This window comes from Microbacterium sp. SORGH_AS_0969 (assembly GCF_030818255.1).
In the GTDB taxonomy this organism is placed as follows: domain Bacteria; phylum Actinomycetota; class Actinomycetes; order Actinomycetales; family Microbacteriaceae; genus Microbacterium.
This window is the reverse complement of the sequence record NZ_JAUTAG010000001.1, coordinates 1,238,895-1,259,746: the sequence shown is the minus strand read 5'-3', so window position 1 is coordinate 1,259,746 and position 20,852 is coordinate 1,238,895. Positions and strand designations below refer to the sequence as shown.

Sequence of the window (20,852 nt, the reverse complement as noted above, 5' to 3'; positions counted from 1 at the left end):
CATCTCTTGCTAAATGCGACAGCTCTGTCTCCACAGCAAGCAGCGCAGTGCCTCTCAGTCCCGCGCGCGAGATCCCCGCGGTTCACACAAGAGGCCCCCTAGGCCCGGCTGAGCTTCCCCGCCCACCAGTACTCGCGAATGCCGTCGCGCGTGCGCCTTGATCGGGCCGATCAGGGCCTCGCAGGCAGCCGCTCGTCAGGCATCCCCGTAGCGTGGAGCCGTGGACAAGCTCACGCTTTTGATCGACACGCCCGATGGCCTCCTCCACCGGGAGGTTGCGGCTGCAGCCCCGCTCCCCGAGGGGGTCGAACGCGGAGTCGCGGCCGAGGAAGCCATTCGATTTGCGGCGGCACTCTGGGGCATGCCGGATTTCATCTTCGAGCCCACTCATGAGGCCAGCGGTAGCGGCGTCCGGGAGGTGGGCGACGGCATTCTCATCACGAGCGGGGTCGCGGTGATGATCCAGTCGAAGGCGCGGTCAGGCGTCGGCAGTACTCCCGACAAAGAACGCAACTGGTTAGACAAGAACATCGCCAAGGGGCTGCGACAGGGCGCGGGCTCCATCCGACGGCTGCGTTCGGGGCCGGTGCAGATGACCAACCGACGAGGCCGCGAAGTGACCATCGACGGGGCCGCGCTCAGCTGGGTGTCGGTGGTGCTCGTTGACCATGACTCGGTACCGGAGGGGTACGTGCCGCCGGAACTCCCATCGGACGCGGTTGTGATGATGCGACGCGACTGGGAGTTTCTGTTCAACCACCTGAGGTCCGCTCGTTGGGTTGCTCATTACCTGTCGAGGATCGTCGGTGGACCGCAGACGTTGGGGACGGAGCCTGTCCGCTATCACGAGCTAGCACTCGCGGATCTGGCCGTCCCCGAGCAGGAAACACCGCATTGGGCGACGAACACCGCGGTTCTCATGCCGATGCCCTCAGCGCCGCTGGAGGTGGCGAGTGCGGAGACGACCGACGCCCACCTTGTGCTTCGATCCATCCAGGAGGACATCGCCCTCACTCCGGCCCCCTCAGCGAGGGAGCTGGACCGGATTGAGGTGCTGTCCCGTCTAGACGGCATACCCGTAGCGGGCCGCACGGAGTTGGGTGAGCGTCTGCGCTCCTATATGGCAGAGGCGGGAACGTGGTCGAGACGGTCTCTCATCACCTCCACCCGCGTGTACCTCCCCACCCAGCCCGGGCCGTTCGAATCACCGGTCGTGCTGATGGTCGCGTCTCGTCTTGATGAGATGACGAGAATGGTCTTCCGCGCGAGGGTGGAGCTCGCTCATCACGACTTCATGGAAGACACCGGCGTGGGCGAGTTGCTCTCCGTCGGGGTGCTGCTCTCACCGGGCCGGCCCGGTGTTCGTGAGTGGGACACGACAATGGTTGCCATGGAGGGGGACCTTGAGCTGGACCCTGACTACGTGCGTCACATCCGGGCGCAGCTGGACTCCACGCTGCGAACCTAATTGAGGGGCGAGGTTTTGTCGCGGTGCTCGACCGTGACGAGGGCGTCGGCATGGATGTGGGCGACGATGCGACGCATGTTAGACATGGCCCCCGCCGCACCGCCACACAGGGCGTTGTAGGCGTAGCCGCGGGGACGCCGCTTCTCTGGGTTGCCGATGTCGGTGGCTTGGTCCCCCTTGAACGACTTGTTGTTCTCCTCGACGCGGTTACGCATGCCGTAGAAGGCCTTCCATTCGGGGGTCTTGTCCTCGATGTTCTGCAGGTTCTTCAAGACTTTCCGTCCTTCCTTGGTGTCGGGTCCGAACTGCAACGTTTTCTGCGTCAGCGGGTTCCCGCCCACCACCTTCTTCGTGGCGGGGTCGATGAGCACGTCAACGAGGTCGTCAGGGCCCTGGAGACGGGGACCTGACCTCGCACATCGCCTTCCTGCTCAGCCTGTACGACGACGGCCGCTAGGCCCGAAGGCCCCGCCGTCCGCTTCCTCGCCGAACCCCGCGTGGAAGGTAGGGCGCGGCGGGGTTACCTGCGGAGCACTCGCATTGCGGCATCGTAGGCGACCGCGCGTTGCGGGATTTTCGGTCGTCCCCTGCGAGCCGCGAGGGCCTCCGCGTGGCTCCGCTTGCTGCCACGAATCGCTTCGGCTACGGCAACAACGACGGACGCGTCCGGGACGTCGACGATCCAGTGGACCATGACTTCGCGCACGTCGTCAGCTACGAGGGCGTCGAACGCCGGGTCCGTTGCTGCGGCGTTGAGGGTCGGGGCCACCGCGATGGCTTCGCGCTGGGCTTCGGTCAACAACGGGCGGATCCTCGACACGAGCGCGATTCGTGCTGTCTCGGTCATCGGCGCGGTGACGAACGCCCACACGTCGGCATGTGCACCATTGCCCAGATCCACCGTCTCATCGAGCAGGACGTCCAGGACTTCGGCGTACGCGGAGGCGTCGGCGCCAGCCATGGCCGCGGCGAGCATGCGCTTGCTCTCGGAGCTCCCCTCCCTGGCCGCGCGGATGAGCCAGTTGGCCCCGTCCTTCGCAGTGGCCCCTCCCGACGGGTCCGCCCATCGCGCGGCGACGGCCTCCATGGCAGTCGCCGAGGTCGCACCAAGGACAAGGGTGACCGCATGATCGAGGATCAACTTGCCTGCCAGGGCATCAACCCGAGCGCGCGCTGCGGTGAGATCGTCCTCGTCTTCGATCATCTCGTCGACCCGGTTGACGAACTGCTGGTTCATCTGCCCGTGCATCTGCTGCATGTCGAACAGTGCCCAGAAGCTCGTCGGCTCCACGTACGACATGTACAACGCGACGCTCTCCGTCACCGTTGGGAGGATGGCTTCACCCCACGGCAGCTTGGCTATCGTCGAGAAGCTGCGCTGTCGATACACCGACCCGGAGGAGGAGACGCTGTACAACCGGGACCACAGGGACTCTTCGACCTCCGGACTGACGTGACCGGTTGCCATCACCGCGGCCGCGGCGTCGGTGTAGACACCGGTGAAGTCGTAGCTCGTGCTGAACCACATCATCAGTGCATTGAGCGCCCGGTCCGCCCACAAAGGCGGGCTCGTGTCGGCGAGAATCGTGGAACTCAGCGACATGGCTTCAGGCAGCGTGGAGTCGTCCTCGAGCATGCTGATCCACGTCGTCACCACTGCTTCCTGCGCCGGGTTCTGCAGCTGAGGGATGAGAGCGATCACGCGATCAGCTGAGTCCCGGAACGACACATCGTCATTGTCGGATCCGTTTGGGTCCGCGGCCCACGCACTGAAAAGTGCCGTCGCGAGCGTGGTCTGGCCCGCCACCCCGTGTGACGCCATCGCCTGGAGCACCGGGACGCCGCGTGAGGGCGGATACTCGGCGTCACCGATCCAGGTGGCGAGGTGGTCCGCCGGGATCGCCGCGACCTTGGTCTTTCGGTCAGGGCTCGTCCAACTGGCTGCCTCCTCCGCCGTGCGGCGTGCAAGAGAGGCGACCCCATCCATGACGGCGGTCAGTGGCGAGGTGTCCTCTCCGGCACCCTTGATGCTTCTGCTCACGTGCGTGAACGACAGCTCCGCGAGCTGCTTGTCGGTCAGCGCGAACTTCTCCGCCGCGAGCAGACCGATGGCACTTTCATACGTGTTCGCGGGCTGCGCGACTGCCTTTTGCATTGCCTCCTCGTCTTGGACGGGTGCGCCAACGAGTATGAGGTCAGAGACCTCTCTTGCCCGTTTGAGGTCGCTCTCGTCTGCGGGGTCGTCCTCTTCCGCGCGCGCTGCCAGCAGCACAGCACGGGCGAGCATCAAGTTGGCGCTCTGATCATCAAGCACGCTGGTGGGCCACGCCCGCCACTGCTCCCACGTCATCATGGCGGCGATCCGCCGTTCGATCCAGGCGGCGAACTTGTCCTCGCCCGTGAGGCTTTCCAGCTCTGACCGGTTCTCCCAGATCGCGGGGTCACTCGCCGCGGAGTCGGCGCTCATCACCGCGGTGGCGAGGCTGCGTGCCGCGTCGGCCTCCGCGTTCTCGAGCAGCTTGATCGCGCCGACCACATCCGTCAACCAGGAGGGGTGTTTGTCGACGAGCGGAGCGACCGCGCGGGTGATCTTCGCGCCTTTCAACGCTTCGCAGGTGCGGACGGCGGCGAGTGTTGCCGCGACACCGTTGCTCTGCTCTCCAGTCTCGAGTTCCCTGAGTACCGAGACAGTCAGCTCTTGGAAGGTGTTGGTCGCGGCATCCCCAGCGGCCTGAGCTTCGTTACCCAGGCGTGCCAACGCTGTGGGCTGATTGTTGGCCAGAGCGGAACGGATCTCCCGCGCCTGAGTATTGCCGAGCGTGAGGCTGAAACGGTCCTGGCCGAGATAAAGGAAGGGCGTCAGGTCGATGCCCTCCTCGACCCACCCTGCGGTGCGGGACAGGTAGCGAAAGAGGGATGCGTGTCTCGGCAACCCGGGACCGAAGCCCTGGGCGACGAGGAACTGGTGTTCCTCGTCGCCCAGGTCGAGCGAGGACGCCCGGGAGGCGGCCGTGATCAGCCCTTGGTCGTCCAGAGTCGCACGAAAGAACTGCGGGTAATCGGTCTTCAAGACCACCATCCGCGCGAGAACGTCGAGGTGGCCTGTGACCACGCCGGCTCTTATCGAGCGCGAGCCCGGACGTGCCTCGCGCGCCTCGGCGAGCCTGTAGTCGCTGCTGAAGGCGTTGATGAGGCGAACAACGTGGCGGGGGTCCCTGACGTCGTCATGGATGAGCATCAGGAGGACGTCTTCGACCGCCTCGCCGAGTTTGGCGGCGAGCAGGGAAGCCCGTTCGGTGAGGAGGTCACGGGCGTAGTCACGCAGGTCGAAGGTCTCGTGGACGGGTACCTCCTGCCGAAGCGTGAACAGCCTGTTGAGGAACTCCTGGGCGTCGGGGGTGGTCTTTTCCTTGTCCTCTTCGATGGCGGAGCGAACGATCTGCTCGTCGATAGCGACGATGAAGATGGGTTGCTTTGCCCGGCCGCAGGTGAGCTGGAAGCTGCGGATCGCGTTCAGGGCCGCCAGGATCTGATCCCGTGAGAGGCGGTCGATGTCGTCAACGGCGACAATCAGGCGGTGCTTGGACTTCGCCACCAATTCGGCGAAGGCGCGTTCTTGCTCGTCCGCTGCTTCGACTTTCGCGCGCTGGAAGCTGCGCGTACCGGGAGTGAAGATCCCGCGGAGGTCGATGGGGCCCAGGTCGATCACGCTGGCCAGCCAGATAAACGGGGCGAAGAAGGCACCAGCCGTCAGCAGCGGGGTGAGGAAGCCACCGAGCCCGGTCCAGACCGCAGGAGGGATAAGAACGGCGCCGAGGCCGAGCACGAGGGCCGCGAGCAGGACCGCGCCCACCAAGATCCCCCAGAACTTCACCCAGTTGACGTTCAACGCCTTCTGCATCTGGGTGACCGCGCGTCCGACGGTGGACAGTGTCATGTCGGAGAAAGACGTGGATTGGGCACTTCTGAGAGGCTCAAGCACCTCCTGGGCGGTGCTGTTCGAGATCTCCTTGGCCTCAACAAGGGCCTCAGCGAAGGCGTAAACCGCCGCCCGGTGGAACCCGACCGGCTCGTGGCGTTCGGCCGACATGCGAATGAGCGTCAGATCTTTGTTCCCGTTGAGCTTGGCGCGCAGCAACTCGATCACGGTGCTCTTACCGACACCAAATTGCCCGAACAGGCCGACCATGCGGCGATGCGGTGTGGGCTCGGTCACCATTCGGTGCAGATTGTCTGCGACATCTTCGTGACCGAACGCATCCTGATCGGCGGTCTTGATTGGTGCGTCGACGACGAACCAACCGCCTTCCCTTGCCGTGGCTGCCACGTGAAACCCCATCCCCCAGATGTGCGCGCGCGGAAACGCGCTTCTCGCAAACCTACTGAGGGGTGGCGACATCGGCCGTTTGGGCGCCCCGAAGCAGCAGCGCGGGCCCGGTCTGTTGACCGGAACCCGCGGCCATATTTCAGCTGAGGTTGACGGCAACCGTTCCCGCGCCGGCCGCCGAGGCGAGGGCTGCGTCGGCGAGGATGAGCGCTGCACGCCCGTCCTCGAAGGTGGAGGCGTGCGAGGCCTCCCCTCGGATGAGGCCCACGAAGTCTGCGAGCTCAGCGCGGTAGGCGGAGGCGTAACGGTCGAGGAAGAAGCTCTGGTGCGGGGACCGCATCGACGTGGCGGTAGAGGATGAGCGGCTCACCAAGCTCAGGTGCGCGTTGTCGACGCTGACTTGCCCTTCGGCGCCGAACGCCTCCAGTCGCTGGTCGTACCCGGAAGCACTGTGGCGGGAGTTAATGATGGTGACCACGGCGCCGCTTCCGCTCCGCAAGGTGGTGACCGCGGTGTCGTAGTCGCCGTGTTCGCGAGCGCCGTCGTCGAACAAGGCGGATCCGACAGCAGAGACCTCGACGATGTCCCGTCCGGCCCACCGGGTTCATGCACAAGCACCGACGCACCACCCACACATCGACCGTCTCGTTCTGGAGGGCAGGAAGCGCCGCCTCAGTTCTGCGCCCCGTCGATATGCCGGCAGAGCTCATCGAGCACGCCGATCTCGTCCACCTGACAGGAATACTCCCGGGTCCGCGGGAGTCCGCGGCCGAATGCGCTCTAGAGGTCGCACGAACCGCCAGACGCGTAGGAATCCGCATCTCGTTCGACGTGAACCACCGCTCCAAAGTCTGGGGCGAGCGCAACCCGAACCCGGTCTAACGAGAGCTCCTCGCTCTCGCGGATGTCGTTTTCGCTGGCGCAGACGAGGCACGCATCACCGTGGCCAGCGACGATCCGACTGCCTTGGCGCTTGCGCTGACAGAACAGGGCCCGAGCGAAGCCGTCATCAAGCTGGGACGTGAAGGAGCTCTCCCTCGGATGCGACCACCGACGTGAGTTCCCCCGCGGTGGCGCCCCCTCCCAGTCGCCGAGAACCGTGCACGCCAAGGCACCGGTCAACGCCCCTCCGGATGTGACACCCGCTCTGCGAGGCATGCTCGGTTTGGCTGAGCTGTAACCGGCCCTCGCTCTTTGAGCGCACCGACGGGACGGTCAATGTGAAGACTGGCAGCTGAGGGGCCCGGTTGACGGTCAAACGTCCAGGCCTACGCTCACCGTGTCGCTGTTGCAAGCCACCGGCGGCGCAACCCTTTGAAGGGCTCTGGGATTTCGGTACAGACTCACACAACGAAGAAGGGTCCCGGGTTTTCCCGGGGCCTTTCGTCGTTGTCTGGGCAGGGGCGGGGTTGGGCACGTTCGGGTTGGGCCCACGCCGCCGGAAGCTCCGCGCGCCGCGCAGCGGCGTGTGGAGGGGCGGTGGGGAAAGTCCCCCATCTGTGCGCGAGGGGCGGCCGCGGCCGGGGCAGCACCCGAATCGGACACGGCGAACAGAATCGGATGACACGCCCTCTGGCATCCGATTCCGTTGCGCTCGTCCGAATCTGCCGGGGGCGCCGCTCGGGTCAGGAAGGTTTCGCGGTCAGCCGCGCCTGCATCCACACCACCAGGAGTACCACCGCGGCACCGGCCGCTGCGAGGAGCACCGGGAGAGCGATCTCGTCCGAGGGTGCGAGGGCCTGCCCGGCGTCGTCCTGCCAGGGCCAGAGCGCGCGGAGGGAGCCCAGCATCAGCCCCGTCATCAGGGCGAGCATGCCCGCGTGGAACCGCGCCAGGAGAAGGCGCAGAACGTTGACGAAGAGGCTGAGCCCGACGACCGCGCCGACGGCGAAGGCCAGGATGTAGGGCATGTCGCGCTCGTTCAGGGCGACCAGCGTCGTCTCGTAGAGGCCGAAGACGAGGAGCAGGAACGCTCCCGAGAGCCCCGGCAGCACGAGGGCGCAGACGGCGACCGAAGCCGCCAGCGCGACGACGACGAGCGGCGGGTCTTCGACGGAACCTGAGGGCAGGCCGGTGAGGAAGAAAGCCGCCGCGGCGGCGACGAGCGCGAGGAGGCCCAGCCGCCACTTCCACTCGCGGCCCAGCAGGCGGATCGGGATGAGCAGGGACGCCGCGATCATGCCGCCGAAGACCGCGCGCGTCTCGGTCGGGTACTCCTGCACCAGCGGAGCGAGGATGCGCGCACCCAGCACGACCGCGAGCACCATGCCGACGAGCACGGGGGCCACCACACGCCAACGGACGGCCCGGAAATGGCGGGCGCTGCGCGCCAATCCACGTCCGCGCAGGACGTCGGTCACCGCGACCGTGCCTCGCACGATATGGCTCGCGGCGTCGATCAGCGTCGCGTACACCCCCACGATCAGCGCGACGGTTCCGCCGCTGACCCCCGGGATGACTTCCACCGCCCCGATCAGGGCGCCGCGGACCACATCGAGAGCGGGGCGGAGAGGTGAACGTCGGTCGGCAAGGGTGTCGGCCATTCGGTCCACGCTAGGCGAGGGTCACCCGGTCGCCAAACCGCTCCCGTCCCACGCGCGCCGGCCCGCACGAGGTTTCGCGGTTTACTGGGCGGATGCCGAAGACCCGACGCACCGGCCTGATCGTGACGCTCGTGTTCGGCGGCGCTCTCGCCGTCCTGGTGGTGTGGCCGCAGCTCGTCGGTGCGCAGCGGCTTCAGGGGGTGGCGCTGCTGATCCCGTTCCGCGGCATCCTGGCTCTCGGATTCGCCGCGCTCGCCGTCGTCGCGGGGCTGGTCGCGGTGCTCCGGCGGCGGTGGGGCGTGGCGGCGGGGCTGGCGATCGTGCTCGCCGCGGCGTCTCTCGGCAACGCGGGCGTGCTCGTCGCGCGCGGTGGGGGCGGGGCGGCTGCCGACGGCGAGCTGGTCGTCGTGGCCTGGAACACGTACGGGGGCGGGGCGTCGCCCGAGAGCATCGCCCGACTCGTCCGCGAGACCGGGGCGGACGTCGTGAGCCTTCCCGAGACCGACGCGGACGCGGCAGCGGAGGTCGTCGGCATCCTGTCCCGCGAGGGCATCCGCATGACTCCCTCGACGTTGCAGGCCGCTCCCGGGGACGATCCCGTCCCCACGACGCTCCTCGTCGCGGAGTCGATGGGACCGTACGTCCTGGATCTGTCGGCCGGCTCGACGCCCGGGGTTCCCAGCGGGGTCTTCCGCCCGGCTGAGGGGGACGGACCGACACTCGTCGCCGCGCACCCGCTGCCCCCGTTGCCGCTGATCATGACCGACTGGACCGAGGGGATGGACTGGGTGGCGGCGCAGTGCTCGAGCCCCGACGTGATCCTCGCGGGCGATCTCAACTCGACGCTCGATCACCTCGCGGGTCTCGGACGGAACGGCGGCACGGTGGGGGAGTGCCGGGATGCCGCCGCGGAGGCGGGAGCGGCCGCGGTGGGCACGTGGCCGGTGCGCCTGCTCACGGGACTTGCGGCACCCATCGACCACGTGCTCGTCGGGTCGGCGTGGGAGGTGCGCGGCTTCGAGGTCAGAACCGACTTCGACGACGCGGGCAGTGACCACCGACCGATCGTCGCGACCCTCTCGCGGCGCTGACCTTTACGCGGCCGCTCGCGCGCGCCTAGGTTGGGCGCATGTCGGAGAAGCGCAGAGAAGAAGAGGCCTACGCCCTCGCCGCCCAGCAGGCCGCCGCAGCCGAGGAGGACAGCGCCACGGACGACACGTCGGTCGACGCCGACGAGACGCTCGAAGAGAGCGAAGAACCGAACTAAGCCGACTCGACGCGGCGGTTGTGAACCGCCAGGGCGACGAAGTACGGGACGAGCAGGAACACCACGGCCACCGAACCCGCCAGGAACGGCACGAGCCAGGACGGCCCGTCGAGCCGCCCCCAGGGTGCGAGCCCGACGCCGAGGGTCAAGGTGGCCGCTCCGAACGCGCGCGCAGCGATGGCCCTGCCCGGGGCCTTCGGCGGGTTCCGCCACACCGGGACGCGCTCGCCGCGGTAGGCGCGGACGGTCAGAGCGATCGACCACCACCACAGCGCCCCGCCGGCGATGATCAGCACCACACTCGGAACGATCCCGCCCCACGTCACGTCGTTCATGTCGAGGTCACTCCAGAGTCGGGGGAAGGACGTAGACGATGTCGTCCCCGTCGCGCGAGTCCTCCACGAAGCCCAGCCCGGCGAGCACGGCGTGCGAGGGGTCGTCGTCGGCGGCGAGGCAGGCGTAGAGGGGGCGTTCGGGTTCGAGGACCGTGAGCAGGCGGAGGGCTTCGGTGGCCACACCCTCGACGGCATCGGGAGTCACAGCGAGGAGGATCTCGCGGTCGTCGTCGACATCGAGCGTGGCGGCGAGGCCGACGATGGCGCCGTCGACGACCACCGCGCGGGCGGCCACGCGATCCTCGGCGACCCAGGCGTCGAAGGCCTCGCGGTTCTCGATCGTGGCGCGCGGCCACGAGGAGGCACTGTCGCGGACGGCGGCGAAGGCGGCATCCCGATCGTCGTCGGTCAGCTCGCGCAGGTCGATGTGGGCCATGGCGCCACGCTACCGGGGGCACCGTGCGGGGCGCTCGACGCTTGCGCGCTCAGGCGAAGCCGTGCAGAGCGAGGAAGGTCCACGTCGCGCCGTTCGCGTCGCGCGCGGCAAGCTGCGTGCGCAGATGCGCGAACAGCGTGGCTCTGGTGTCGCCCGTGATGCTCTCCCACCCCTCGAGGTTTCGCCGCAGGACGAGGTCGGTCTGCTCCAGCGTCCTCTGGAAGGGGATGTTGTGCGAAGCCGCGACCATGAGGGCATACAGGTCCAGGACAGCGGCCACGTACGTCTTCGAGGAGTCGGCGTCGCGCATCGCGTCGATGAGGGTGAGGGCGGTCTCGATCTCCTCGGGGGTGCAGCGCGGCAGCGCGACGCGCATCGCCGACGCGATGTTGTGCGCGGCGTACTCGCGCATGTCGGTGCGGGCGCGGTCGGTGAGCGCGGCGACGCGCGTATAACGGTTCGCGGCGACCTCGACGAGACCGATGCGTTGGAGCTTCTGCAGCGCTTCGCGGACGGGCGTTCGTGAGATGCCCATGTACGCGGCCAGCTCCACGTCACGGAGACGGTCTCCGGGGCGGAGGCGGCCGTCGACGATGGCCTCGCCGAGGGCCGCGTAGGCCTCATCGACGAGGGCCAACCGAGACCGTGGAGCGCTCATCACGCGGAGTCTACGTCGCGCGATTATCACAGTCTCGGACTTTGCGTTACGTATTCACAGCTTTCATGTCGCGCGGAGGCCTTCTGCGGCTGTAATGTCATCACCGTCACGCCTCGCGTGACATATCCGGGGGGATCCGTCGACGCCCGGGCTTCGAGCTCTGCTCAGCCCGGGCGTCGTATGGGCTTCGGCCCCGTTTCGGCATGCAACGTTTGTGTCACGGGTTCGTGCACCGTTTCGACGCGGACGCTACTTTTGGGGCAAGTCCGGCGCGCTCGGTGCCGGCTCAAGCGGAAAACGGCATGTCGATGAGCACGCAGGGCACGGTCAAATGGTTCAACGCGGAGAAGGGCTTCGGCTTCATCGCGCCCGATGACGGCGGGCAGGACGTCTTCGCGCACTACAGCGCGATCCAGTCGGGCGGTTACCGCTCTCTCGAAGAGAACCAGCGCGTCGAGTTCGAGATCGCGCAGGGCCCCAAGGGCCTGCAGGCGGAAGACATCCGCCCCCTCTGATCCCTCGACCCCGGCGACCCCGGGGTCGATTCGGTCGGGCGCGGCGGCATCCCCGTGTCCGGCCGATCAGCCTGTCCGACCGATCAGCGTTCGTGGCGCATGAGGTCGAGGCCGGCCGCGGCGAACTGCCTGATCGTCGCGTGCGGCAGGAACGCCCGCGTGAGGGCGGTGCCGATTCGCGTGAGGTCGGCCTCGTCGCGGTAGAGCAGGTACATGGTCTCGTAGCGCGGTTGGAACTTCTCCTTGAACCGGTGCAGGGACGCGAAGCCGTAGACGGGCTCGAGCATCGTGGCCATGCGCTGCTGCAGGTCGGCGATGGGGCCGGCATCGGCGGGATATTCGTGCGCGAGGGGCGCGCCCGACAGCGACATCACATCCGCGCCCTCGCTGGAGAACTGCAGCGCCGACGAACCGATCAGGTACTCCATGACGGGGCCGAAGCCTCCGTCGCGTCGGCGCATGAGATCGAGCGTCCATCCGCGCACGCGGCCCTCGCCGTACACCGGCAGCCACGACAGGAAGCCGTCGACGTCACCGGCGGGCGAGATCGCGAGCGCCACCCGCACCTCGGGATCGCTCGCCTCGTGGAGCGTGCCGAGGGTGAATCCCATCTCGGGGAGGCCCTTCTCGCCGACCCAGCTGTCGGAGATCGCCCGCAGTTGCTGTCGGATGCCCCAGGTCTCGTCGGCGAGGCGGGAAAGCCGGAAGGTCATGCCCTCGCGCTCGCCGCGATTCAGCGAAGTGCGGACGGCTCCCCAGGCCTTGCCGGTGAACTTCAGGCCCGGAAGGTCGACGATCGTGTCGTCGGCGACGACGATGCTGCGCCAGCCTTCGGGCACCGCCGCGCGTGTCTCTTCTCCGGCGCTGAAGAAGCAGGGGGCGAGGCCGGCGCTCTCGGCTCGGTCGATGAACGCGCGCACGGCCCGCGGACGATCGCCCGCGGGGCCGAGGGCGTCGCCGAGCGCGAGGGCGACACCGGTTCGGCGCTGGAAGGCCACGATGCCGCGGCCGAAGCGCGCGTACGACATGCCCTCCCACGTGGTCATCCACGACAGGGTGCCGCCACCGGATCGGCGTAGCTCGTCTTTGACGTCGGCGACGGTGGGGGCGGGCGTCTCGCCCAGAGCCGCCTTCGGGCGCGCGCGGAAAGCGGCGCGGATGAGCACGAGATAGACGAGGACGATGGTCCACAGCAGCGACGAGGCGAGGGTGATCGTGAGGTCGACGCCGAAGACGGCCTCGACGCCGGCGGCACCGGTGAAGAGCACCAGCGCGGCCAGCAGAACAACCAGCGCTGCGTTGAGGGTCGCATAGGCGATGAGCACGATCCACGCCCACCGACGGCCGCGCCGGATGCCGGTCGCGACGACGAGCACCAGCAGCGTGTTCCCCGCGACGTCGACCCACGATCCCGAGACGGGCTCGGACGTCCCGAAGGGGCCGGTGGTGGGGCTGAAGAACGTCAGGATCTCGATCGCACCGAGGGCGCAGACGACCACGAAGGCGATGAGCCGTTGCTCGCGCACCGACACCCGCTGCGGGCGCAGCGAACGGTCGACGATCAGCACGAAGACCACCGCGAAGGCATGCTCGAGATCGGGGAGCGTGCCCCAGTAGATCAGCGTCACGGAGAGCCCGGCCACCAGCACGGTCCATGCGCGCAGGCGCCAGGGGGAGGGCAGGAGCGAGACCGCGGCGGCGATGGTCGCGACGACGCCGCCCGAGGGGCCCACATCGAGCACGGCCGCCTGCTGCTGAGCCCACGGCCAGGGGAGGAGTGCCGCCGCCCAGAGGAAGAGCGCGGATGCCAGGACCGAGACGAGCTGGCCCGCGGCGAAGTACCCCGCGGCGACCCGCGAGCCGCGGCGGTACTCGACGTACCCCATGCCCACGAGGCCCAGGAGGATCGGGGCGACCACCCACGGCGCGTCGAGGAAGAACGTGCCGGTGACCGGAGTCCACCACCTGCCTTCTTGAAGGGCGGGGAGACCGTACGCCACGGACGGGAACAGGTCGGAGGTGGAGAACGGATGCCCCAGCCCCGCTCCCACGACGCCGACGACGAGCAGAATCCCGGCGAGCACGAGCGTCGCGGGAACCCGACGCATGAGCTGGAGCGTGCGGCGTGCCGTGGTGTTCTCCCCCATGTCGCTCACGATAGGGCACCGGAGGTGCGCCCTGTCAGCGCGCGGCGGCCGCCTGCCAGGCCTTTCGGGCGTTGGCGAGGGCAACACCCGCGTCGGTCGCGGCGCGGGCGGCCGCGAGCTCGCGTCGGGCGCGGTCGCGTCGCAGGCGCGCATCGATCGTGCGGTCGTCCCGCGCCTCTGCGGCCGCGAGAGCCGCTCGCGCGCACGCGAGCGTCCCCGGGAGCGCGGCGCGCGCGGCCTCGAGTCGCCGTCGCGGGCCGGGAGCCTCGCCGAGCAGCTCGTCTCGGAGCTCGCGGACGCGGGCGACGGTCTCGATCGCGGCGCGCGGCCGCTTCCGGGCATCGACCGCCGCGGCATCGAGGTCGTTCGTCGCTTCGCGCAGTCGCGCGGCGGCGTCGGGCGCGCACTCGTCGGGACGGGTTCCGGCAATGTCGATGGCGGCCGCGAGCTCCTCGCGCGCGGCGGCGAGCTCGGCGTCGGCGTTGTCGGCGGCCTGGAGGGCGATGCGGTGGGCGTCTTCGACGGCTTTCAGGTGTCGAGCGGTCCGGCGCGTGGCATCCGTCGCCTCGTGGACCAGGCGATCGATCTCGCCGCCGTCCGTGGCCGCGTCGGCGGCGGCGAGCGTCTCGTCCGCGTGGGCCAGAGCGGCGGCGGCGGCATCGGCGGCCTCGGCCGCGTCGTGCCAGTCGCTCTCGTCGAATCGCTCGCGCAAGCTCGCGATCAGCGGCGCGGGATCGCCGGCGGTGCGGACGACGTCATCGCGTCGCGCTCGCGCGGCCCTCACACGGTCGGACGGGGCTCCGTGCGTGTGTGCCCACTCGACGAGCTCGGCGCGCGTGCGGGCGACCTTCTCGAACTGCGCCTCGAGCTGAACGCGCAGGGCCTCGGCCTCGATCCGGCGCTGAGCGGGGATCGCCGACGAAGTCTCGAGGGCGGCGACCTCGACGAAACCGCGGTCGCGCGCGCGGAGGGCGGCCGCGCGACCGCGTCGCAGAGAGCTCGTCGAGTCGCCGTCGACCACGGCGTCGGCGGCCTCGAAGGCGACGTCGAGTTCGGTGGCCGCGTCGTCCAGACGGAGGAGGGCGTCGGCCGCGGCGAGGCGCGCCGCGTCGGCGGCGGCTCGCATACGAGGGGAGCGGCGTCGGGTGCGGACGACCATCACGACGACGGAGGTCACGAGGAGGGCCCCGACGATGGCCAGCGCGGTCGGAACCGCCCAGGCGACATCAGACACGGGTGACGGTCCCGCTGTCGCTCTCGGCATCGAGCTCGTCGTCGTGGACGAGGAGCAGCGCACGCAGCTGGTCGATGTCGTCGACCGCGGCCTGGGCGCCGTCGGCCTCATAGGGCCAGCTGAAGCCCCAGCGGACGAAGATCACCGGCACGCCGGCATCCGCCCCGCCCTCGACGTCGTGATGCCGGTCGCCGATCAGGACCGGACGCGAGGTGTCGACGCCGTTCGCCTCGAGACGGCGGAGTGCTTCGCGCACGATGTCGGACTTCGCGCTCAGACTGCGCTCGTCGAGCGAGGCGCCGACGATCGCCTCGAGGTCGGGGGCGAGGCCGAAGTGGTCCATCAGCGCGACGACCTGGACCTCGGGCTTCGAGCTCGCGGTCGACTGCGGGACGCCCGCGGCGTGGAGATCGTGCACGAGGTCGGCGACGCCGGGGTAGAGGCGCGCGCTGACGGTGTATCCCTCGCTCTTGTTGAGGCCGCGGTAGAAGGCGACGGCCTCGGTCGACTGCTCCGGCGTCATTCCGACGTTCACCTGGAACGACTCGAACATCGGCGGACCGATCCAGCGCGACAGCTCGTCGCGGGTCGGGGGCGTGCGTCCGAAGTGCTCGAGCGTGATGGTCAGTCGGCGGAGGATCCCCTCGGACGCGTCGACGAGCGTGCCGTCGACGTCCCACAGGACACACGAGAAAGGGGAACGCACAGGCATGTGTCCACGCTACCGGCGCGATCGGACGCGAGCGTCAGGGCGCGGCGGTCACCCCTCGCGGCGAGAGGACGCGTCGTGGGGCCACGGTCAGGTCGCGCCGAAGCCGTCGAACGACCACCCCGGCGCGCTCGCGACCGCCGCGAGGGAGAACGACGCGGTGAACTCGTTGTTCACCCCGTCCTCCCAGAAGGTCAGGAGCACGCGCCCCGGCGAGACCGCGATCGTCGCGAGCCGAGAGGGGGGACGGGGGACCAGGCTGACGAGACGGTCGAGATCGGCCAGCGCCTTCTCGGCGAGCGGCACGACCTCGGCGTCGATCGAGGACCGATCCGGGCCGCTCACCCAGACTCCCAGCTCGCGATCCTCGCCGCGGAAGAGGTCGCAGCCGTACTCGACGACGCCGTTCGCTTCCCCCTCCCTGCGCAGTTCGTTGCGTCGGAACTCGGCGAGGTACGCGCTCACGGTCGTCTCCGTCAGAACAGGCGCGGAGCGCCCGAGTCGATGCCCTTCATCTCGTCGTAGTCGAGGGTGAGGCACCGGATGCCACGGTCTGTCGCGAGCACGCGGGCCTGGGGCTTGATCTCCTGAGCGGCGTAGACGCCGGTCACCGGAGCGAGGAGGGGGTCGCGGTTCAGGAGCTCGAGGTAACGGGTGAGCTGCTCGACGCCATCGATGTCGCCGCGGCGCTTGACCTCGATCGCGACCGTGCCGCCGTTGTCGTCTCGCAGCAGGAGATCGACCGGGCCGATCGCGGTGGGGTACTCGCGTCGCACCAGGGTGAGCCCCTCGCCGACGACCGAGACCTGCTCGGCGAGCAGGCGCTGCAGGTCGGCCTCCACGCCGTCCTTGATGAGACCGGGGTCGACCCCGAGGTCGTGGGCGGTGTCGTGGATGACCTCGTGGATCCGCACGAGCAGAGCGTCGCCGCTCTTCGCGTGGGTCACACGCCAGCGCTCGACGACGCCGTCTTCGACGTCGACGTCGTCGGGCTGCTCGACGACGAGGCTGCACGGCGGGCTCATCCAGTTGAGCGGCTTGTAGGAGCCGCCGTCGGAGTGCACGAGCAGCGACCCGTCACCCTTGTGCACGAGCAGGCGGGTGGCGAGGGGGAGATGCGCGTTGAGACGGCCGGTGTAATCGACGGAGCAACGGGCGATGACGAGACGCACTCGACGAGCCTAATCGCCCCGCACGCACGTCGTCGGGCTGTTCGGAGTCGTTCGGAAATGCCGTTCGGCGCGATTCCGCGCTCGCGAGATGTCTAGCGTGACGAGGAGAAGGGCCGGAATGCAGCGGCTCCGGATCAGAAGGATGCCCATGTCGCTCTTCTCGGGACTCACGCGCGCGAGCGCGGCGATCGGTTTCGGCGTCTCCGCCGTCGTGGTGGCGGGATTCCTCGCCGCCGGACCCGCGACCGCCGCTGTTCCGGCGCCCGCCTCCGCGTCGGCGAGTCCGGCCCCGACGGCGACCGGTCAGGCCGTCATGCCGTCGCCTGTCACCCCGACGGCGAGCCCGGCTCCCACGGCGATCGGGCTCGTCGCACCGATGCCCGCCCCGTCGTCGTCTACCGCTCCCGAACCTTCTCCCGCAGCGTCCTCCTCGCCCGTCCCGGTGGGCGAGCTGGCGGCCGTGAAGACCGTCACGATCTCGGGCCGGGTGATCTTCGACAAGCGCACGACGACGGCGCAGCGGGCGGCGGTCACCGTCTCGGCCGCCCCGGTCGGCGGGGTTCCGGTGCCGAGCGCCAAAGTGAAATACGACCCGAAGGCGGGAACCTTCCGCATCTCGGACGTGCCGCGCGGCACGTACACCGTCTTCAGCCGGATGGAGATGCCGGACGGGTGGTTCGCGTCCTCGCCGTACGAGACCGTGGTCGACGCGACGACCAAGAGCGTCTCGGACGTCACGATCGATTACGGCGTCGCGCGCGGTGGTCTCGCGACCGAGCTGCTCATGTTCGACGAGTCGGTCGTCATGCGGCAGCTGCGCGTCGTGGCGACCGACGTCTCCACCAAGGCCGAAACGGAGCTCGACCTCATCGGCGGCGGACTCGGCGGGGTCTACAACGAGACCATCCTCCCGACCGGCACGAAGGTGACCGTGCGAGCGCAGTACACCGACGGTCGGGTCGTCTACTACGACGGGACCGCCAAGGGAACGAGCGATCCCGCTCGCGCGGTCGCCGTCTCGATCGGCGTGTGGTCGTTCACCCGTCTGACCATGGACTGGGCCGCGGCCGCGGCCCCGAAGCTCGCCTCGTCGACGCCGACCGTCTCGGGCACCGCCCGCGTCGGACGCGCGTTGACGGTCACCACGGGGGCATGGGCGAGAGGCGCGACGCTGAAGTATCAGTGGTCCGCCGACGGCGTGGCGGTGCGGGGGGCCACCGCCACGTCGTTCACCCCGGGTGCCGCGCAGAAGGGCAAGTCCATCACCGTGACGGTCACCGGGACGCTCGCGGGCTACACGTCGGTGTCGAAGACCTCGAAGCCGACGGCGGCGGTGGCGGCCGGCATCCTGACCGCTCCCACCCCGACGATCCGCGGCATCGCCCGTGTCGGGTCGACCCTCACGGCCGTCCCGGGTTCGTGGACGAGCGGGACGACGCTCACCTACCAGTGGTTCGCGAGCGGGGGGAAGATCCGCGGGGCGACGTCCGCATCGTTCACGCCGACCAGCGCGCAGCGCGGCGCGAAGCTCACCGTCACGGTGACCGGCACGAAGGCCGGTTACACCTCGAAGAGCGTGACGTCGAAAGCCACGACCGCGGTCGCGCGTTAGCCGCGCCGGACCTTCTCGGTCTCGGCGCTCTCGACGGTGAGCGGCTTGGCCGCCCCCGAGAAGAGCCCGGATGCCACGATCAGGCCGACCACGATGAACAGCGTCGGGAGCAGCCCGATGTGGTCGCCGATCCAGCCGAGGATCGGGGGACCGCAGAGGAAGGCGACGTAGCCGATCGTGGCCGCGGCGGCGACGCGGGAGGCCGCCTTCGCGGGGTCGTCGGCGGCGGCGGACATGCCGATCGGGAAACCGAGCGACGCACCGAGGCCCCACAGGGCGGCGCCGATGAAGACCAGCGGCCCGAACGGCGCGACGATGAACAGCAGGAGTCCCGCCGCAGCGGTCGCGGCGAGGACGCGCAGCACGATCACGCGGCCGAGACGGTCGACGACGGGGCCGCCCGCGATACGGCCGATCGTCATGGCGACCGAGAAGACGGCGAGGACGGCGGGTCCGGCCTCTTCGGGCGCGCCGTGACCGAACACGACGGCCGACGGAAGCCAGTCGTTCGCGCTGCCTTCGGCGAAGGCCATACCGAGCATGATGACGCCGAGCGTGTAGGTCCGCGGCTCCTTCCACGCCTGGAGAGAGGTGCTGAGGCGCTCGCGCCAATGCGCGCGCTCCTCGGCGGCAGGGGCGTCCATCGCCACCTCGCGGCGCGGGACGTTGGCGATCGAGACGAACGCGACCACGAGGATCACCACCGCCATCGCCACGCAGTGCGCCAAGACCGAGATGCCCATGCTCACCGCGACGAATCCGAGCCCGGCGCCGATGACGGTGCCGAAGCTGAAGAAGGCATGCAGCAGCGGCATGATCGTGCGGCCGGTGGCCTTCTCGAGCGCGGCGCCTTCGACGTTCATCATCACGTCGACCGCTCCGTTGCCGAACCCGAACAGCGCCAGTCCCACCAGGGCGACCCCGAACACCTGCAGGGCGTCGGCGCCGAACCCGATGATCGCGAGCCCCACTCCGACGAGGACGAGAGCGGTGAGCATGCCGGTGCGGGCGCCGAGACGCGCAAGGACGGCCGGGGCGACCGAGAGGCCGATGATGGATGCCACGCCCATGCCCAGCAGGAGCAGGCCCACGCCCGAGTTCTCGATGTCGAGGGACGCGCGGATCGCGGGGACGCGAGACGCCCACGTCGAGATGCTCAATCCGCTCGCCAGGAAGATCGCGCAAATCGCGATGTGCCAGCGCACGAGCTGAGAACGGGTGAGGGCGGTGTCCATGCGCCTCACTGTACCGAATCGATTCGACGTGAATCGAATCGATTCGGCCAGAGGGCGTGTCGCGGGTACGATCGGCCCGTGAGCACGCGACGGGCGACCATCAGCGACGTCGCCCGCGCGGCGGGCGTCTCGGCGTCGACCGCCTCGGTCGTCTTCAGCGGCAAGACGCCGACGTCGGAGGCGACGCGCGCTCGCGTTCTCGCCGCGGCCGCGGAGCTCGGCTACACCGGCCCCGACCCTCGCGCCGCGTCGCTGCGTCGCGGTCGATCGGGCATCGTCGGGGTCGTGTTCGACGAGCACCTCGGTACGGCGTTCCTCGATCCGGTCACCACGCACATGATGGACGGGCTCGCCGACGGTGTCTCCCGGCTCGGTGCGGCCCTTCTCCTCCTTCGCGACGACGGCGAGACGGTGAGCGAGCCCTCGCTCCACACGGCGCCGATCGACGCCGCGGTGCTGATCGGGTGCAGCCCTCGCATGCGCGACTCTCTCGAGATCGTCCGGGCTCGCGGCATCCCGGTCGTCGTCATCGAGGGCGACGCGGGCGAGGGCATTCCGCGCGTACTGCTCGACAACGTCGAGGCCCAGCGTGAGGCCGCTCGCCACCTCGCCGACCTGGGACACCGCGACGTCGTCATCGTGACCCTGCCGACGGATGCCGCGCGTCAGCGTCGATGGATCGCCGACGACGCGGAGGTCCGCGTCGACGTGACGGCGGATCGGCTCGCCGGGGCGCGGGAGATCTTCCCCGGGGCGCGGGCGCTCGCCGCGGCGGGGAGCTCGATCGACGAGGGCATGATCGCGGGTCGGACGATCTTCGCCGACCCCGGTTCCCGCCCGACCGCGGTGATCGCGCAGAGCGACCTGCTCGCCGCAGGGATCATCCGCGCGGCCGAAGAGGCGGGACTCCGCGTGCCACACGACATCAGCGTCACCGGGTTTGACGGCGTCGTGGTCGACGGTCTCGCTCCGCACGTGCTGACGACGCTCGTCCAGCCCGCCACCGCGAAAGGACGGGCCGCGGGTGAGGCCGTCGCGGCGATGCTGCAGGACGAACCCCCGTCGGGACTCGATCTCGCGTGCACCTTCCGCGCGGGCACGACGACTGCTCCGCCGCGTACCACATGATCCCGCCGGTGCCGGGACTCTCATGCTTCGCATAGAATAGAAGCGACACCCCGAGAGCCGAGGCCC

18 protein-coding genes and 1 pseudogene are annotated in these 20,852 nt (G+C 69.3%); 6 read left to right on the top strand and 13 right to left on the bottom strand.

Annotated features, from left to right (window positions below; translation table 11 throughout):
• The first annotated feature begins 220 nt into the window (after nucleotides 1-220).
• On the top strand, nucleotides 221-1,468 hold the full coding sequence (locus QE388_RS05810) for a hypothetical protein (RefSeq protein ID WP_307383790.1): 1,248 nt from the start codon (nucleotides 221-223) through the stop codon (nucleotides 1,466-1,468).
• On the opposite strand, the gene QE388_RS05805 is transcribed toward QE388_RS05810, so the two are convergent.
• The 4 genes and pseudogenes from QE388_RS05805 to QE388_RS05790 all read right to left on the bottom strand — a co-directional run bounded on the left by QE388_RS05805 (nucleotide 1,465) and on the right by QE388_RS05790 (nucleotide 8,338).
• Complete coding sequence (locus tag QE388_RS05805) at nucleotides 1,465-1,839, bottom strand: hypothetical protein (protein WP_307383788.1); 375 nt, start codon at nucleotides 1,837-1,839, stop codon at nucleotides 1,465-1,467. The two genes, QE388_RS05810 and QE388_RS05805, sit on opposite strands and share 4 nt — an antisense overlap.
• 149 nt (nucleotides 1,840-1,988) lie before the next feature.
• Nucleotides 1,989-5,795, bottom strand: a complete 3,807-nt coding sequence (locus tag QE388_RS05800; RefSeq protein ID WP_307383786.1) for a P-loop NTPase fold protein — start codon at nucleotides 5,793-5,795, stop codon at nucleotides 1,989-1,991.
• Between the two features lie 139 nt (nucleotides 5,796-5,934).
• Nucleotides 5,935-6,381 (bottom strand): annotated as a pseudogene (locus tag QE388_RS05795) (Gfo/Idh/MocA family oxidoreductase); the annotation flags it as partial.
• A 1,039-nt stretch (nucleotides 6,382-7,420) separates the two neighbouring features.
• A complete protein-coding gene (locus QE388_RS05790; protein WP_307383783.1) occupies nucleotides 7,421-8,338 on the bottom strand; it encodes a DUF368 domain-containing protein in 918 nt (305 codons plus the stop codon).
• 92 nt (nucleotides 8,339-8,430) lie between these two features.
• On the opposite strand from QE388_RS05790, the gene QE388_RS05785 reads away from it, so the two are divergent.
• A complete protein-coding gene (locus tag QE388_RS05785) occupies nucleotides 8,431-9,429 on the top strand; it encodes an endonuclease/exonuclease/phosphatase family protein (RefSeq protein WP_307383779.1) in 999 nt (332 codons plus the stop codon).
• Between the two features lie 38 nt (nucleotides 9,430-9,467).
• Entirely contained in the window at nucleotides 9,468-9,605 is a 138-nt protein-coding gene (locus QE388_RS05780; RefSeq protein WP_193751243.1) for a hypothetical protein, read from the top strand.
• On the opposite strand, the gene QE388_RS05775 is transcribed toward QE388_RS05780, so the two are convergent.
• From QE388_RS05775 to QE388_RS05765, 3 genes are read right to left on the bottom strand one after another with little or no spacing between them, the layout of a single operon-like run.
• The gene (locus tag QE388_RS05775) at nucleotides 9,602-9,940 is read right to left on the bottom strand and encodes a hypothetical protein (RefSeq protein WP_275799619.1); all 339 of its coding nucleotides are present in this window, start codon (nucleotides 9,938-9,940) and stop codon (nucleotides 9,602-9,604) included. The two genes, QE388_RS05780 and QE388_RS05775, sit on opposite strands and share 4 nt — an antisense overlap.
• A 7-nt stretch (nucleotides 9,941-9,947) precedes the next feature.
• Nucleotides 9,948-10,376: a GNAT family N-acetyltransferase gene (locus QE388_RS05770; protein ID WP_307383775.1), complete on the bottom strand. Its 429-nt coding sequence runs from the start codon at nucleotides 10,374-10,376 to the stop codon at nucleotides 9,948-9,950.
• Between the two features lie 49 nt (nucleotides 10,377-10,425).
• Complete coding sequence (locus QE388_RS05765; RefSeq protein WP_307383773.1) at nucleotides 10,426-11,034, bottom strand: GntR family transcriptional regulator; 609 nt, start codon at nucleotides 11,032-11,034, stop codon at nucleotides 10,426-10,428.
• A 308-nt stretch (nucleotides 11,035-11,342) separates the two neighbouring features.
• On the opposite strand from QE388_RS05765, the gene QE388_RS05760 reads away from it, so the two are divergent.
• Nucleotides 11,343-11,549 carry a cold-shock protein gene (locus tag QE388_RS05760; protein WP_058595582.1) on the top strand — a complete coding sequence of 69 codons (207 nt, stop codon included), beginning with the start codon at nucleotides 11,343-11,345 and terminating at the stop codon, nucleotides 11,547-11,549.
• An 83-nt stretch (nucleotides 11,550-11,632) separates the two neighbouring features.
• Here the strand turns inward: QE388_RS05760 and QE388_RS05755 are convergent, their stop codons facing one another.
• The 5 genes from QE388_RS05755 to nucS all read right to left on the bottom strand — a co-directional run bounded on the left by QE388_RS05755 (nucleotide 11,633) and on the right by nucS (nucleotide 16,811).
• On the bottom strand, nucleotides 11,633-13,696 hold the full coding sequence (locus QE388_RS05755) for a bifunctional lysylphosphatidylglycerol flippase/synthetase MprF (protein ID WP_307383771.1): 2,064 nt from the start codon (nucleotides 13,694-13,696) through the stop codon (nucleotides 11,633-11,635).
• A 34-nt stretch (nucleotides 13,697-13,730) separates the two neighbouring features.
• Nucleotides 13,731-14,930, bottom strand: a complete 1,200-nt coding sequence (locus QE388_RS05750; RefSeq protein ID WP_275799626.1) for a hypothetical protein — start codon at nucleotides 14,928-14,930, stop codon at nucleotides 13,731-13,733.
• Nucleotides 14,923-15,642 carry an HAD hydrolase-like protein gene (locus tag QE388_RS05745; RefSeq protein WP_275799628.1) on the bottom strand — a complete coding sequence of 240 codons (720 nt, stop codon included), beginning with the start codon at nucleotides 15,640-15,642 and terminating at the stop codon, nucleotides 14,923-14,925. Before QE388_RS05745 ends, QE388_RS05750 begins: the two co-directional genes overlap by 8 nt.
• Nucleotides 15,643-15,729: 87 nt before the next feature.
• Nucleotides 15,730-16,104: a hypothetical protein gene (locus tag QE388_RS05740; RefSeq protein WP_275799629.1), complete on the bottom strand. Its 375-nt coding sequence runs from the start codon at nucleotides 16,102-16,104 to the stop codon at nucleotides 15,730-15,732.
• A gap of 11 nt (nucleotides 16,105-16,115) precedes the next feature.
• Complete coding sequence (gene nucS, locus QE388_RS05735; protein WP_058595572.1) at nucleotides 16,116-16,811, bottom strand: endonuclease NucS; 696 nt, start codon at nucleotides 16,809-16,811, stop codon at nucleotides 16,116-16,118.
• Between the two features lie 148 nt (nucleotides 16,812-16,959).
• On the opposite strand from nucS, the gene QE388_RS05730 reads away from it, so the two are divergent.
• On the top strand, nucleotides 16,960-18,423 hold the full coding sequence (locus tag QE388_RS05730; RefSeq protein WP_307383768.1) for a hypothetical protein: 1,464 nt from the start codon (nucleotides 16,960-16,962) through the stop codon (nucleotides 18,421-18,423).
• Here the strand turns inward: QE388_RS05730 and QE388_RS05725 are convergent.
• A complete protein-coding gene (locus tag QE388_RS05725) occupies nucleotides 18,420-19,658 on the bottom strand; it encodes a sugar MFS transporter (RefSeq protein WP_307383766.1) in 1,239 nt (412 codons plus the stop codon). The two genes, QE388_RS05730 and QE388_RS05725, sit on opposite strands and share 4 nt — an antisense overlap.
• A gap of 78 nt (nucleotides 19,659-19,736) precedes the next feature.
• Between QE388_RS05725 and QE388_RS05720 the strand changes: the two genes are divergently transcribed.
• Nucleotides 19,737-20,786: a LacI family DNA-binding transcriptional regulator gene (locus tag QE388_RS05720; RefSeq protein ID WP_307383764.1), complete on the top strand. Its 1,050-nt coding sequence runs from the start codon at nucleotides 19,737-19,739 to the stop codon at nucleotides 20,784-20,786.
• Nucleotides 20,787-20,852: the final 66 nt, after the last annotated feature.

Coding starts and splice junctions, on each gene's coding strand:
- QE388_RS05730 (WP_307383768.1), top strand. CDS start 16,960: ATGTCGCTCTTCTCGGGACTCACGCGCGCGAGCGCGGCGATCGGTTTC.
- QE388_RS05745 (WP_275799628.1), bottom strand. CDS start 15,642: ATGCCTGTGCGTTCCCCTTTCTCGTGTGTCCTGTGGGACGTCGACGGC.
- QE388_RS05725 (WP_307383766.1), bottom strand. CDS start 19,658: ATGGACACCGCCCTCACCCGTTCTCAGCTCGTGCGCTGGCACATCGCG.
- QE388_RS05785 (WP_307383779.1), top strand. CDS start 8,431: ATGCCGAAGACCCGACGCACCGGCCTGATCGTGACGCTCGTGTTCGGC.
- QE388_RS05775 (WP_275799619.1), bottom strand. CDS start 9,940: ATGAACGACGTGACGTGGGGCGGGATCGTTCCGAGTGTGGTGCTGATC.
- QE388_RS05780 (WP_193751243.1), top strand. CDS start 9,468: ATGTCGGAGAAGCGCAGAGAAGAAGAGGCCTACGCCCTCGCCGCCCAG.
- QE388_RS05770 (WP_307383775.1), bottom strand. CDS start 10,376: ATGGCCCACATCGACCTGCGCGAGCTGACCGACGACGATCGGGATGCC.
- QE388_RS05755 (WP_307383771.1), bottom strand. CDS start 13,696: ATGGGGGAGAACACCACGGCACGCCGCACGCTCCAGCTCATGCGTCGG.
- QE388_RS05765 (WP_307383773.1), bottom strand. CDS start 11,034: ATGAGCGCTCCACGGTCTCGGTTGGCCCTCGTCGATGAGGCCTACGCG.
- QE388_RS05790 (WP_307383783.1), bottom strand. CDS start 8,338: ATGGCCGACACCCTTGCCGACCGACGTTCACCTCTCCGCCCCGCTCTC.
- QE388_RS05760 (WP_058595582.1), top strand. CDS start 11,343: ATGAGCACGCAGGGCACGGTCAAATGGTTCAACGCGGAGAAGGGCTTC.